The following is a 12,196-nucleotide window of genomic DNA, read 5'->3' as shown; positions in this document are numbered from 1 at the left end:
GGACGCGGCGGCGTCCACCGGCCCGCGGTCACGCCGGTGCCGGACCCCTCTCGCGGTCCAGTCGCAGGTTCCACCGCCCGGCATGGCCGGTGAGCGTGGCCGTCGACAGAGGCCGGACGTCGATGTTCCAGTACGTCGACGGGGGCGCCTTCAGCGCGTAGACGAGGGCCGCACGGACGACCGCGGGCTCGGCCACCGCGACGACTCTGCTGCCGTCGTCCGCGGGCCGGGTGTCCAGCCAGCGGCCCACCCGGGAGATGAACGCGAGCAGGGACTCACCGCCGTGCGGTGTGGAGCGCGGGTAGGCGAGCCATGCGTCGACGGCGGCCGGTTCCCGAGCCGTCACCTCCGCGAGCGTGAGGCCTCGCCAGCGGCCCATGTCGCAGTCGCGCAGTGCAGGCTGGGCCAGTGGCGTGAGACCGAGGACGTCGCCCGTGGTCCGGCTGCGCGGGGTGGGCGAGCAGTAGCGCAGCTCAGCCGCCGCGAGCGGCATCAGGGCGGGGGCGGCGAGCTGCACCTCGTACCAGCCTTCCCGGTCGAGCGGCCGGTCGTCATCGAAGCGCTCCGCTAGCAGCGAGGAACTACGTGCGGCAGCGATGAGCGTGACCCGAACCTGCATGCGGTGATCGTGGTGGGCCGGAATCCCCAGGTCAAGGCTTTACTTTCCGCGCAACCACAGCGCGCTCATCCCCCCGCATACCCGTGCGCGATCACCTGGAGACGGCGTGCACCGCTTGACGCGCCGTTCGAGGGAAGGGCCGGTGTCGCGGAGAGGGTGCCCACGGCGCGGCTCGTACCTTCGGCTGGCATGACGCACGTTTCGAGTGATCATGCATCCGGTCCCGACCGCCGTACCGCTCTCGCCGGGCTCGTCGGTGGGGCGGGTGCGGTGCTGACCGCCGGATGCACGCCCTCGGGCGCGTCGCCCGCGACCGCCCCCACTCCCAGCCCCACGGCGTCGGCCTCCGCCCCGGAGGGCGGTCCCACCCCCGGCGTGATGACGCTCTTCAAAGACCCGGCCTTCAACTTCAACGCGCTCATCGCTCTCGGCGGGGCCGGTCACGGTGCGAGTGAGGTGGGCGAGGTGCTCACCGCGGTGAACGCGATCAACAAGGCCGGTCTCTCCGAGCAGACGTACACCGACACGTTCAGGAAGCTCGGCGATCGGCTGATGGAGGCGCCCCAGGGCGCCAAGCCCGGGGCGCAGACCAGGCGCTTCCGTGCGCTGCGCGCCGCGCAGTACTACGCCCAGGCGCTGTTCTTCGTACTCGGCTCCGACGACCCCGGCAGCGAGGAGCAGCTGTACAGGGCCGGGCGCGGCGCCTGGGACAGGTTCTGCGAGCTGTGCGACCCGGCACCCGTGACCGCGAACGTCCCGTACGGCAGGGCCCCGCTCCCCGTGTGGTTCTTCCGGCCGGACGGCTCCGGCGAGCGGCGCCCCACCGTGATCCTCACGAACGGCAGCGACGGCCAGAACGTCGACATGTGGACCTACGGCGTCGCAGCCGCTCTGGAGCGCGGCTGGAACGCACTCGTGTACGACGGGCCCGGCCAGGGGCAGCTTCTCTTCGTGGACCGGGTGGTCTTCACGCCGCGCTGGGAGACCGTGGTCACGCCGCTCGTCGACTGGCTGGCCGCCCGCTCGGACGTGGACACGGGCAAGATCGCCCTGACCGGGCTGAGCATGGCCGGGTGCCTGGCGCCGCGGGCTGCGGCCTTCGAGAGCAGGATCGCCGCCCTGGTGGCGATGCCCGGCGTGCTCGCGCCCTGGCTGGGCTTTCCCCCGGAGATCCGCAAGATCCTCACCCCGGACAAGGCGGAGACCAACGACATCTGGAACAAGGAGGTCGTCCCCGAGCTGCCTCCGTCCGCGGCCGCGACGCTGAAGAAGCGCATCGAGCCGTTCTCGGTGCCGGCGATGCTCGACGCCCGCGAGGGCAAGATGTTCACCGACTTCTACACGCCCGCCAGACTCATCGAGTCGCTGAACATCACGAGCGTCGTGGGCCGTATCAAGGCGCCCACGCTGGTCCTCGACTACGACGACGAGCAGTTCTATCCGGGCCAGCCGCGCCAGCTGTTCGACAAGCTGACGGCTCCCAAGGACTACGTGAAGCTCACCGCGGCGACCGGCGCCCAGCTGCACTGCTCGCCGATGGCCCCGCAGCAGCACGGCGAGGTCGTCTTCGACTGGCTGCAGGAGACTCTGTCAGGGGGCTGACTAAGCGCTCCGCTGGAAGTGCCACGCTGTGCTGTCATCAACTGCGGCGCCATCGTGGCTGGTCGCGCAGTTCCCCGCGCCCCTTCGGGGCGCTGGCAACCCAGCGGACTTCGCCTGCCTGCTCAGAGGACCTCGTCGCACGCGGCCCGCAGCCTCCGTACCCCCTCGGTGATCTCCGCCGTCCCCGCGACGCCCGCGAAGCTCAACCGCAGATGGGCGGCGGGCGGTTCGGCGCAGAAGTACGGGCGGCCGGGGGTGACGGCGACGCCCGCGCGGAGGGCCGCCGCCACGAGGGCGGCCTCGTCCGTGCCGTCGGGCAGGCGGAGCCACAGGTGGTAGCCGCCGGACGGGATGTGGGGTACGGCGAGTTCGGGCAGGTGCAGGCGCAGCGCGGCGGTCATCGTGTCGCGGCGGTTCTTCAGCTCGGCGGCCACGGATCGCAGATGGCGCGGCCACGCGGGCGAGCCGACGAGCTCGAGCGCCGCCTCCTGCATGGGGCCCGGTACGAAGAACGTGTCGACGACCTGGATGGCGCGCAGCCGCTCCAGGACCGGGCCGCGGGCGGCGAGGGCGCTGACGCGGAAGCTCGGCGAGGTGGCCTTGGTCAGCGAACAGACGTGCACGACGACCCCGTCCGGGTCGTCGGCGGCCAGCGGGCGGGGCAGCGGTCCCGCGTCCTCGTGGACCAGGCGGCGTGCGAAGTCGTCCTCGACGACGAACGCACCCGCTTCCCTGGCGATCCGCAGCACCTCGCCCCGCCGCTCGGGTGCCAGCACCGCGCCGGTCGGATTCTGGAACAGTGGCTGGCAGACGAACACGCGCGCGCCCGTCGCCCGGAAGGCCTCGGCGAGCAGCCGCGGCTTCACCCCGCCGGAGTCCACCGGGACCGGCACCGGGCGCAGTCCGGCCGCGCGGGCGATGGCCAGCATGCCGGGGTAGGTGGGCGACTCGACGAGGACCCGTGCGCCGGGCGGGGCGAGTGCCCGGAGTGCAGTGGTCAGCGCGGACTGCCCGCCCGAGGTGATCAATACGTCGGCCGCGCCGACGGCGCCTCCGATGCCGCGCGCGAACCATTCCCGCAGCTCGGCCATGCCGTCGACCGGCGGGCGGCTCCAGGCCCCGGGCCGCCGCCCGGCACGCGCCAATGCCGCCGCCATCGCCCGCTCGGGCTGCAGCGACGCGTGCAGATAGCCGCCGTTGAACTCGATGACACCGGACGGCTGCGCGGCGAGGCTGACGAGGACGCCCGATGCGTCGACGGTGCGCGGTACCGCTTCGGCGGTCGCGTCGGCGCTGAGCGACACCTCCTGCCAGGACGTGTCGCCGACGGAGGCGGGCGTGGTGCGGGGCTGCGCGCGGAAGGCGCCGGTTCCCGGACGGGTGACGACCAGCCCCTCGGCGGCCAGCTGCGCCAGAGCACGCGACACGGTCACCGGGCTCACCCGGAACCGCTCGACGAGTGCCCGGCTCGACGGCAGCTTTCCTCCAGGAGAGTAGCGGTCAAACTCCTCTCGCAGCCGTTTCGCCAGGTCATCCACGCTGCTACGCTCTTGCATGAGAGCACAGGATAGCGCTACTGCGGCGACCTCGATAGCGGTGGACGGCGACGCCCTGGGACACCCGGGCGCCGGACCCGGCCGCGTCGGCGCCGCTCAGGCCGACCCCGGAAGGCGTAACGACCCCGGACGGCGTAACGGCTCGGGACCGCATGAGAACGGCCCCCGGCGTGCGCCCCGTTCGGCCCGCCGCGCCGGTACCCTCCAGGCGGCGCTCGGCGTCACCGCCTTCTCGCTGACCTTCCCCGCCACCGCCTGGGGCCTGGAGGGCTTCGGGCCCTGGTCGCTGGTGACCGTGCGCAGCGTGCTGGCGGCCCTGATCGCAGGCGGCTGTCTGCTGGCCCTGCGCATCCCGCTGCCCGAGCGGCGGCACTGGCCGGGGCTCGCCGTAGTCGCCGCCGGCGTCGTCCTCGGTTTCCCGCTGCTCACCACGCTCGCCCTGGAGACCTCGACGACCTCACACGCGGCCGTGGTCGTCGGACTCCTGCCGCTGACCACGGCGCTGTTCTCCGTGCTGCGGACCGGCGCCCGGCCGTCCCGTAGCTTCTGGGCGGCGGCGCTCGCGGGCGCCGCCGCGGTGATCGCCTTCACCGTGCAGCAGAGCGGCGGCGCGCTCACCTCCGCCGATCTGTATCTCTTCGGGGCCCTGCTCGTCTGTGCCGCGGGCTACACCGAGGGCGGCCGGCTGGCCCGCGTCATGCCCGGCTGGCAGGTCGTCGGCTGGGCGCTGATCCTCTGCCTGCCGCTCACCGTGCCCGGCGCCCTGGCCGCGCTCGCGTACGAGCCCGTCCACCTCACGGCGCACAGCGTGACAGGGCTGCTGTGGGTGGCGGCCGGATCGCAGTTCCTGGGCCTGGTGGTCTGGTACCGGGGCATGGCGGCGATCGGCGTTCCCAAGGCCAGCCAGCTCCAGCTCGCGCAGCCGCTGCTCACGCTCTTCTGGTCGGTGTTCCTGCTCGGCGAGTCGCTGACGGCGGCCGCCCCGCTCACGGCCCTCGCCGTGCTCGTGTGCATCGCCGTCACACAGCGGGCGCCCGCACGAGAGGCCGTCACACAACGGGCGCAGCTCGAGAGGTCCAAGCATCGCCCCGGGACGTAGACTGACGACCACGGACACGCCACGGAACGCTGGCCCCGGACGGGACTCCCCACGGGCCGCCCGGCTTTCGACGGGCCGACCGAAGGGGGCTCCCCGACGGGACGAGGAGGTCACTCCGATGCGCGCAACTCAGGGCGACCGGCTGGTGGTACACGGCAGGATCGTCGGCCAGCACGACAAAGTCGCGGAGATTGTCGAAGTACTGGGCGCGGACGGCAACCCGCCCTTCCGCGTCAAGTTCGAGGACGGGCACGAGGCCGTGATGTCGCCGGGCCCCGACTCCGTCGTACAGCACAAGGAAGAGCCCAAGAAGTAGCTCTCGGCACTGCGCAGGACCCGGGGCGGTGGCACGGGCAGTGGCTCAGCGCGGCGCCCGGGCGCGCAGGGGGTAGTGGTCGCGGACGACGCGCGCCATGGCGCCGATCCTGTCCTCGGCCACTTCCTTCGCCGAGAAGAACACATGGCCCCGCAGCTCGGGGTACGCGTTGCCGAGCGTCAGGTGCCGGGAGAGCTCGGCTGGGTTTTGCCATGCCGCGGGCTGGGCCGGGTCGCCCGCCTTGTACAGGGCCTCCCCCGCGTAGAGCCGCACGTCCGTTCCACGGACCACCGCGGCCCACCACGGCAGGAGCTTGGCGTAGTCGGCGGCCGCGAAGCCGATGTGCCAGTACAGCTGCGGGCAGATGTAGTCGATCCAGCCGTTGCGCACCCATTTCCGGGTGTCGGCGTGCAGATCGTCGTACGTCTGGATACCCGCCCGGGTGTCCGACCCGAGCCGGTCGGTGCTGCGGTTGCGCCACACCCCGAACGGGCTGATCCCGAACTGGACGCCCGGCCGAACCTGCTTGATACGGGCCGCCATCTCGCGGACGAGCCGGTCGGTGTTGTCGCGCCGCCATGCCGCACGGTTGCGGAAGCCGGAGCCGTAGCGCCGGTACGCCGCGTCGTCGTCGAAGACCTGACCGGCCACCGGATACGGGTAGAAGTAGTCGTCCCAGTGCACGGCGTCGACGGGGTAGCGGCGTACGGCGTCGAGCATGGCGGTCTGCACGAAGTCCCGGACCTCGGGCAGCCCCGGGTTGTAGAAGAGCTTCCCGCCGTACTCGACGACCCAGCCGGGGTTCCGGCGTGCGGGGTGCCTCGAGGAGAGGCGGGAGAGGTCCCCGTGGTTCGCCACCCGGTAGGGGTTGAACCAGGCGTGCAGCTGGAGGCCGCGGCGGTGCGCCTCCGTCACGGCGGTGCCGAGCGGGTCCCAGCCCGGGTGCCTGCCCTGGACCCCGGTCAGGGACGCGGACCAGGGCTCGTACGGCGACGGCCAGAGCGCGTCCGCGGTGGGCCGCACCTGGATGATCACGGTGTTGAGCCGGCGGCTCACGGCCCTGTCGAGGTGCCTCAGCAGCTCGGTGCGCTGCTGGGCTGCGCTCAGGCCGGGACGCGAGGGCCAGTCGCGGTTGGCGACGGTCGCCAGCCACATGCCCCGCATCTCGGTGGCCGCTGCCGAGGAACCCGGGCCGGCGCCGGGTGCCGCCGCCGCGTCCGCCGTGGTCCCCGCCACGTCCCCCGCGGTCACCAGACCCGTGAGAGCCGCCGCGGCGCCGGCCGCGAATCCCCTGCGTGTCATACGTCGCATCTACCCGCCCTCTGTGCAGTGTGTCGGCCGTCCCGGTGGTCCACCCCGGCCCGCGGCCCGACCCCGGCACGCCGGGCAGCGGCGGATCCGGAGTAACGTGCATGGCCGAGGCAGGCCCCACAGTATGGAGGCGCTGCCGCCCGAAGATGAGCGAAAGGCACAAGGTGACGGACCCAATGGGGGATATTGCACGCGTCGGTGTGGTGGGCTGCGGCCAGATGGGGGCGGGCATCGCCGAGGTGTGCGCCCGCGCCGGGCTGGACGTCAAGGTCGCGGAGACCACGGGCGAGGCCCTCGAGATCGGCCGCACCCGGCTGTTCACCTCGCTCTCCAAGGCGGCCGAGCGCGGCAAGATCACCGAGGAGGAACGGGACGCCACTCAGGCGCGGCTGAGCTTCACCACCGACCTCGGCGAGTTCGCCGACCGTGATCTGGTGATCGAGGCGGTCGTCGAGAACGAGCAGGTGAAGACGGAGATCTTCCAGGTGCTCGACCAGGTGGTGACCCGCCAGGACGCCATCCTCGCGTCCAACACCTCGTCGATCCCGCTGGTCAAGCTGGCCGTCGCGACCTCCCGGCCCGACCAGGTCATCGGAATCCACTTCTTCAACCCGGCGCCCGTGCAGAAGCTGGTCGAGCTGATCCCCGCGCTCACCACCTCTGAGGGCACGCTCAGCCGGGCGCAGGTCCTGGTCGAGAAGGTCCTCGGAAAGCACGCGATCCGCGCCCAGGACCGCTCGGGCTTCGTGGTGAACGCCCTGCTCATCCCGTATCTGCTCTCCGCGATCCGGATGTTCGAGTCGGGCATCGCCAGCCGTGAGGACATCGACAACGGCATGGAGCTGGGCTGCGCCCACCCCATGGGCCCGCTGAAGCTGTCGGACCTGATCGGCCTGGACACCGTGGCGTCGGTGGCCCAGTCGATGTACGAGGAGTACAAGGAGCCGCTGTACGCCGCTCCCCCGCTGCTGCAGCGGATGGTCGACGCGGGCCGCCTGGGCCGCAAGACGGGGTCGGGCTTCTACACGTACGGCTGACGCTGCGTACTCTGACGCGCTCGTCACTTTCCGTAGCGAAATCGGGCCCGGCACTCTTCAGAGTGCCGGGCCCGAACCGTTCACACACCGTGTGCACACCGGGCTCGCATATGCCCCTCGCACACTCTCCCGCCGCATCCACCAGGCGTGTTGACTTTCCGTGCGCTTGCAAGGGATGTGCCGACTACGGAAAGGAGCGCACTCGTGACCACCGACCCCGAGCGTCCTGTGGTCCCGGAGGAACTCGCGGAGTTACGCCGCAGCCTCGATGTGGGCCTCGCCCGCATCGACGGCGGACTGGCGTTACTCACGCAGCGTGACGAACAGAGCGCCAAGGAAATGGACGACCTGGCCGCCCGGGTCGCCGCCCTGGAACACGCCCGCTGGCCCCTGCCCGCCGTCGCCGCCCTCGCCGCGGTCGCAGCAGTGGCCGTGGCGGTCTGGCAGGCCCTCGGCCATTAGCGGTACGGCAGGCCCGGCCACTAGGAACCGCCCTCGGGCACATGGGGTGAACCGTCCTGGCCGAGCCTGAGGTGGTGCAGCAGCATCAGCGCCGCCGCCATGTTGGCGGCCGGGACCTCGCCGCGGGCGACCATGTCGGGGACGAGTTTGAGCGGGACCCATTCACGCCGGTCCGACTCGAAGGCGTCCACGGGATGTCCGGTGTACGCGCCCTCGTCGGCCCAGTAGATGTGGTGCACGGCGTCGGTGAGGCCGTTGGAGGGCTCGACGCTCATCAGGTGCCGCAGCGGTCCCGGCCGCCACCCCGTCTCCTCCTCGAGTTCGCGGGCGGCCGCGTGGGCGATGTCCTCGCCGTCCTCGACGACGCCCGCGGCGAGTTCCCACCCCCAGCTGTCGGTGATGAAGCGGTGCCGCCACAGTAAAAGCACCTCGTTGGCCTCGTTGACGACGGTGGCCACGGCCACGGGCCGCAGCCGGATCAGGAAGTGGTCGAGGTGCCGGCCGTCCGGCAGCTCCACATCCGCGAGATTGACGCTGAACCAGCGGTTTTCATAGACGGTCTGTTCGCTCTGTTTCGTCCACTGCACGGTTCTGCCACCTTCCGCCGAGTAGATGGCAATATCGCAGCAGGAGCGTGCCCACAGCAGGGCCCGTGAGGGGCTCTTCGCAGCGCCTCCCGGGCTCTGGGTATCTCCAGGGCCAGGGCTTCCTAGAGCGGTACGCGCAGTGCGCCGTCGATGAGTTCGGCTGCTTCGGCGGTGCCCGAGCAGCCGCTGCTCATCAGTTGCTCGCGTACCGCGCGGAGTCTGTCGCGCAGCCGCTGGGACTCCATTCCCCTGGCCCGCTCCGCCATTTCCACCGCTGTGGCGGCCGCCCGGTCGGCGTTGCCCTGCCGCAGCTCGATGTGGCTCAGCATGGCCAGCCGGTGGACCCGGCCCCGGTCGTGGGCGGGCGTCTCCACCGCGGCCGCCGCGTGCTCCCGCGCCGCCGCGATGTCGCCGAGGCTGAGCAGCGCCTCCGCCACCTGTACGTTGACCAGGCCCGGCTGGACGTAGCCGGTCTCGTCCGGCTCGTGGCCGCGGTGGATGCGTTCGGCCGCCGATTCGGCACGCCGGATGCAGGCCAGTGCGCTGCCGCCGTCGCCGAGGTGGGCGTACGCCTTGGCCTGCATCGCGTAGAGGTCGGAGGCGAGCGCCGGGGTGATGTGCCGGCCCGCCGCACGCAGCGCGGCCTCCGCGAAGGCGACGGCCTGGCGGTACTCCCGCATGAACAGCGACTGGTTGACGAGCAGGGCGATCACATACGCACCGAGCCCCCGGTCCCCGCTGGCCTTGGCCAGCCGCAGGGCCTGGTGGAAGTAGCGCTGGGCGAGACCGTGCGCGTCGGAGTCGTAGGCACAGATGCCCGCGATGGCCACCAACCCGCCGGTCGCGCGGTGCAGTTGGCGCCCTGTGGCGTCCGTGTATCTGCCGCGCAGCAGGGGCGCGGCCTCGGCGTTGAGGAAGCCGACGATACGGGCGCGCGTCGCGACGCCGCCCGCCTTGCGGTACATCTGCTCGTAGTGCGCCCGGGCCGCACGCAGCATCTCGATGTCGGCCGTGCTGACCGGGTGCATGCCGCCGCGGGAGACGTCGACGTCCTCGGGCGGGTTCTCCCATTCCCATACGGGCATGACGGCGGGCGTGCCGGTGACGGCGGGCGCGCCGAGTATGTGCGGCCGCTGCTGTTCGTCGGAGCGCCACAGGGCGGTGGCCCGCTCGACGAACCCGGAGAGCGTGGTGCCGTTCACGGCGGCCGGTCTGCCCGGTACGCCGAGTCCGATGTCGTCGAGCGTGACGGGGCGCCGCAGCCGGGCGGCGAGGACCTCGCAGATCAGGTCGGGCACCTGGCCGCGCGGCCGCTGGCCCTTCAACCAGCGGGCGACGGCGGTGTGTTCGTATCGGAGGGCGATACCGCGCGCCTTGCCCGCCTGGTTGACGTGGGCGGCGAGCCCCGCATGGGAGATGCCCGCCTCGTCGAGTATCGCGTCGAGCAGGGTGTTGGGCTGCATCGATGCCCTCCGGTGGCTCGGTGCCGACAGCGCTGCGTCTGCCCGGGGAGCCCGTCACCGGCGGCGCGCCACGGGACCCGGACCCCAGCCCGACAGCAGGGCGTCCGTCTTGCACGGCAGGTTAGCGCGCCGCCGCCGTTCGGGACCCGGATGGACTGCTGACTCGGCCTCCGGACTTCACACGGGGTGTGAACGGAGTGCCCGCATCCGGGGTGGTGTGCGCTCTGTTCCGGCCACTTTCCAGTCGCTTGACTGGACTGCCTCGCAAGAGGCCGGCCGGGCCGCCGGCTCCCCCTCGTACAGTGCGGCGGCCCGCCTTCGCGCCGTCCGTCCGTGCCGACTGCCCGACACTCCACGGCAGGACGGACGGCGCGCGCCGCACGGGGCGTCCGGCTCAGCTGGCGGGGCCTGCGTGGGCACGACTTCCGGCAGACCGGCCGGGACGGGGCGTGTCTGGAGGGCCTTCCTTGGACGCGGGGGCGCGGGATGCCCGCTCACCGAGGACGACTGGGGCCGATGGGTCGCCCGAAGCAGGCTGGCCCGAGGACGGCTGTCCCGCGGCCGGATGCCGCGGTGTCCTGCCGCGCTCGTTGCGGACCACCAGAAACGCCGCGTCGTCGGCCGGTCCCCCGCGGGTGTACTGCAGCAGCCGCGTGTACACAGAGCGGATCACGGCCTCCGGCGTGACCTGCCCCGCCTGCACGGCCTCGGTGAGCACGGTACGCAGGGGGAAGAACCGGCCGGCGGCGTCGCGTGCGTCCTCCACGCCGTCGGTGTGCAGGAACAGCACCTCGCCCGGCAGCAGCCGCCCGCACCGCTGTACTGGCAGCTCCTCCGGCAGCGGAAACGGCCCGAGCGGCGGCATCGGCTCCCCACCGACGACGAGCTCCATGCAGGTGCCCGAGCCTCCGACGGGATCCCCGCAGCCGCCCGCGCCACAGTCAGGCTCCAGGGACCCTCCCGCCGCCGTTCCCTCGGAGTCACGCGCCGCCTCCGAACGCCCGGCGACCCCGGATTCGTCCCGGAGACCGTTCCGGGCGGGGTCAGGGGGAGCCGTCTCCGCACATGCCTGCTCGCGCCGGGCCTTCTCCCCTCCGCCCCGCAGCACATACGGCCACGGATGTCCGCAGTTGAGGGCGAGGATCTCGCCGTCCCGGCGGATCTCCAGGAGGAGCACGGTGACGAACTCCTCTGCGGCCGGGCCGTCCGGTTCCGTCGCGTCGGGGGCGCCGAAGCCCGGGGCGGCGCCGGGTCCGTACGAGGGATGTTCGGCTCGCGCCCGCTCGCGCAGGTGCCGGGCCATCGCGCGTTCCAGGCGGCGCAGTACGGAGGCGAGTTCCGGCTCGTCGTGCGCGGCCTCACGGAAGCTGCCGAGGAGCGCGGCGACGGTTCCGATCGCGCCGAGCCCGTGTCCGCGCACGTCGCCCATGACGACCCGTACTCCGTGCTCGGTCGCCATGACCTCGTACAGATCGCCGCCGACCATGGCGCCGCGGTCCGCGCAGAGCCGGCCGGCCGCGAGGCCGAGGCCGTCGATGCGGGGCGGCAGAGGGCGCAGCAGCACGTTCTGCGCGGCGCCCGCCACCTTGCGGACCTGGCGCAACTCGCGCAGCAGCGCGCGCCGCACGTGCGCTATCAGCGCGATGCCGATGGTGAAGAAGACGGCGCTGGAGACGATCCGCGCTGCCAGGCCGCTCTGCTGGGCGAGCGGACAGGTGAGTTTGTACAGGATCGCGAGGGCGCCCCACAGCATCGGCAGCCCGAGCGCGAGTATCCGTCGGATCCAGTCCGGGCAGCCGCGCGTCAGACGCACCCGGCCCTCGGCCCAGGAGACCGCCAGGGCCCTTGCCGTCGAGGGAGCTCCAGCCTTGATACGGATCATGGCGCCCCCTAGGCCTAGGACCGTGTTCCCGCGGTCTGCCTCACGATGACCTGCCGTGCCCCGGAGGCGGCACGTCCGCCCGCTCGGCCCGGGGATCGGGGATCGCCTGGGAGAGCGCAGCAGCGAGCAGGCCGTCTCCGCGGCCGGTCAGATTCTTTCGACCGGCCGCCGGGGTCGAGACCCTCGCTCCGACTTCCCACCCGAACGAGTGAGGGGCGCATCCAGTGGCCTGGATGCGCCCCTCACCAGGGACTATGCACGT

General features: G+C 72.3%; 10 protein-coding genes and 2 pseudogenes. 5 read left to right on the top strand and 7 right to left on the bottom strand.

Annotated features, from left to right (window positions below; translation table 11 throughout):
- Positions 1-28: 28 nt before the first annotated feature.
- The gene (locus tag STSP_RS22930; RefSeq protein WP_067281298.1) at positions 29-619 is read right to left on the bottom strand and encodes a histidine phosphatase family protein; all 591 of its coding nucleotides are present in this window, start codon (positions 617-619) and stop codon (positions 29-31) included.
- A 189-nt stretch (positions 620-808) separates the two neighbouring features.
- Here STSP_RS22930 and STSP_RS22925 point away from each other — a divergent pair, with 189 nt between their 5' ends.
- Positions 809-2,221: an alpha/beta hydrolase family protein gene (locus STSP_RS22925; RefSeq protein WP_067281296.1), complete on the top strand. Its 1,413-nt coding sequence runs from the start codon at positions 809-811 to the stop codon at positions 2,219-2,221.
- Positions 2,222-2,343: 122 nt separating this feature from the next.
- Here the strand turns inward: STSP_RS22925 and STSP_RS22920 are convergent, their stop codons facing one another.
- Positions 2,344-3,777, bottom strand: a complete 1,434-nt coding sequence (locus STSP_RS22920) for an aminotransferase-like domain-containing protein (protein WP_067281294.1) — start codon at positions 3,775-3,777, stop codon at positions 2,344-2,346.
- Between STSP_RS22920 and STSP_RS22915 the strand changes: the two genes are divergently transcribed.
- Both STSP_RS22915 and STSP_RS22910 read left to right on the top strand, forming a co-directional pair.
- Positions 3,776-4,876, top strand: a complete 1,101-nt coding sequence (locus STSP_RS22915; protein ID WP_067281293.1) for a DMT family transporter — start codon at positions 3,776-3,778, stop codon at positions 4,874-4,876. The genes STSP_RS22920 and STSP_RS22915 overlap by 2 nt on opposite strands.
- Positions 4,877-4,994: 118 nt before the next feature.
- Positions 4,995-5,192, top strand: coding sequence for a DUF1918 domain-containing protein (locus STSP_RS22910; protein ID WP_067281291.1), 198 nt, complete (start codon positions 4,995-4,997; stop codon positions 5,190-5,192).
- A gap of 45 nt (positions 5,193-5,237) precedes the next feature.
- On the opposite strand, the gene STSP_RS22905 is transcribed toward STSP_RS22910, so the two are convergent.
- Positions 5,238-6,503, bottom strand: a complete 1,266-nt coding sequence (locus STSP_RS22905) for a glycoside hydrolase family 10 protein (protein WP_067281288.1) — start codon at positions 6,501-6,503, stop codon at positions 5,238-5,240.
- 176 nt (positions 6,504-6,679) lie between these two features.
- Between STSP_RS22905 and STSP_RS22900 the strand changes: the two genes are divergently transcribed.
- Together STSP_RS22900 and STSP_RS22895 are read left to right on the top strand one after the other, a co-directional pair.
- Positions 6,680-7,540 (top strand): 3-hydroxybutyryl-CoA dehydrogenase, encoded by an 861-nt coding sequence (locus tag STSP_RS22900; protein ID WP_067281282.1) that lies wholly within the window; start codon positions 6,680-6,682, stop codon positions 7,538-7,540.
- 204 nt (positions 7,541-7,744) lie between these two features.
- Positions 7,745-8,002: a hypothetical protein gene (locus tag STSP_RS22895; RefSeq protein ID WP_067281278.1), complete on the top strand. Its 258-nt coding sequence runs from the start codon at positions 7,745-7,747 to the stop codon at positions 8,000-8,002.
- A 20-nt stretch (positions 8,003-8,022) separates the two neighbouring features.
- On the opposite strand, the gene STSP_RS22890 is transcribed toward STSP_RS22895, so the two are convergent.
- The 4 genes and pseudogenes from STSP_RS22890 to STSP_RS22880 all read right to left on the bottom strand — a co-directional run.
- Positions 8,023-8,589, bottom strand: a complete 567-nt coding sequence (locus tag STSP_RS22890; RefSeq protein ID WP_067281276.1) for an NUDIX hydrolase — start codon at positions 8,587-8,589, stop codon at positions 8,023-8,025.
- A gap of 122 nt (positions 8,590-8,711) precedes the next feature.
- Entirely contained in the window at positions 8,712-10,052 is a 1,341-nt protein-coding gene (locus STSP_RS22885) for a transcriptional regulator (RefSeq protein WP_067281274.1), read from the bottom strand.
- 394 nt (positions 10,053-10,446) lie between these two features.
- Positions 10,447-10,911: pseudogene (locus tag STSP_RS37365) on the bottom strand (SpoIIE family protein phosphatase); the annotation flags it as partial.
- A gap of 228 nt (positions 10,912-11,139) precedes the next feature.
- Positions 11,140-11,934, bottom strand: a pseudogene (locus STSP_RS22880) (PP2C family protein-serine/threonine phosphatase); the annotation flags it as partial.
- Between the last annotated feature and the right edge of the window lie 262 nt (positions 11,935-12,196).

The organism is Streptomyces jeddahensis (genome assembly GCF_001642995.1).
Classification (GTDB): domain Bacteria; phylum Actinomycetota; class Actinomycetes; order Streptomycetales; family Streptomycetaceae; genus Streptomyces; species Streptomyces jeddahensis.
This window is presented reverse-complemented; position numbering and strand designations above follow the sequence as displayed.

What these genes read in the sequence shown, in the direction of transcription:
- STSP_RS22930 (WP_067281298.1), bottom strand. Translation starts at nt 619, where the DNA reads ATGCAGGTTCGGGTCACGCTCATCGCTGCCGCACGTAGTTCCTCGCTG.
- STSP_RS22925 (WP_067281296.1), top strand. Translation starts at nt 809, where the DNA reads ATGACGCACGTTTCGAGTGATCATGCATCCGGTCCCGACCGCCGTACC.
- STSP_RS22915 (WP_067281293.1), top strand. Translation starts at nt 3,776, where the DNA reads ATGAGAGCACAGGATAGCGCTACTGCGGCGACCTCGATAGCGGTGGAC.
- STSP_RS22920 (WP_067281294.1), bottom strand. Translation starts at nt 3,777, where the DNA reads ATGCAAGAGCGTAGCAGCGTGGATGACCTGGCGAAACGGCTGCGAGAG.
- STSP_RS22910 (WP_067281291.1), top strand. Translation starts at nt 4,995, where the DNA reads ATGCGCGCAACTCAGGGCGACCGGCTGGTGGTACACGGCAGGATCGTC.
- STSP_RS22905 (WP_067281288.1), bottom strand. Translation starts at nt 6,503, where the DNA reads ATGCGACGTATGACACGCAGGGGATTCGCGGCCGGCGCCGCGGCGGCT.
- STSP_RS22900 (WP_067281282.1), top strand. Translation starts at nt 6,680, where the DNA reads ATGGGGGATATTGCACGCGTCGGTGTGGTGGGCTGCGGCCAGATGGGG.
- STSP_RS22885 (WP_067281274.1), bottom strand. Translation starts at nt 10,052, where the DNA reads ATGCAGCCCAACACCCTGCTCGACGCGATACTCGACGAGGCGGGCATC.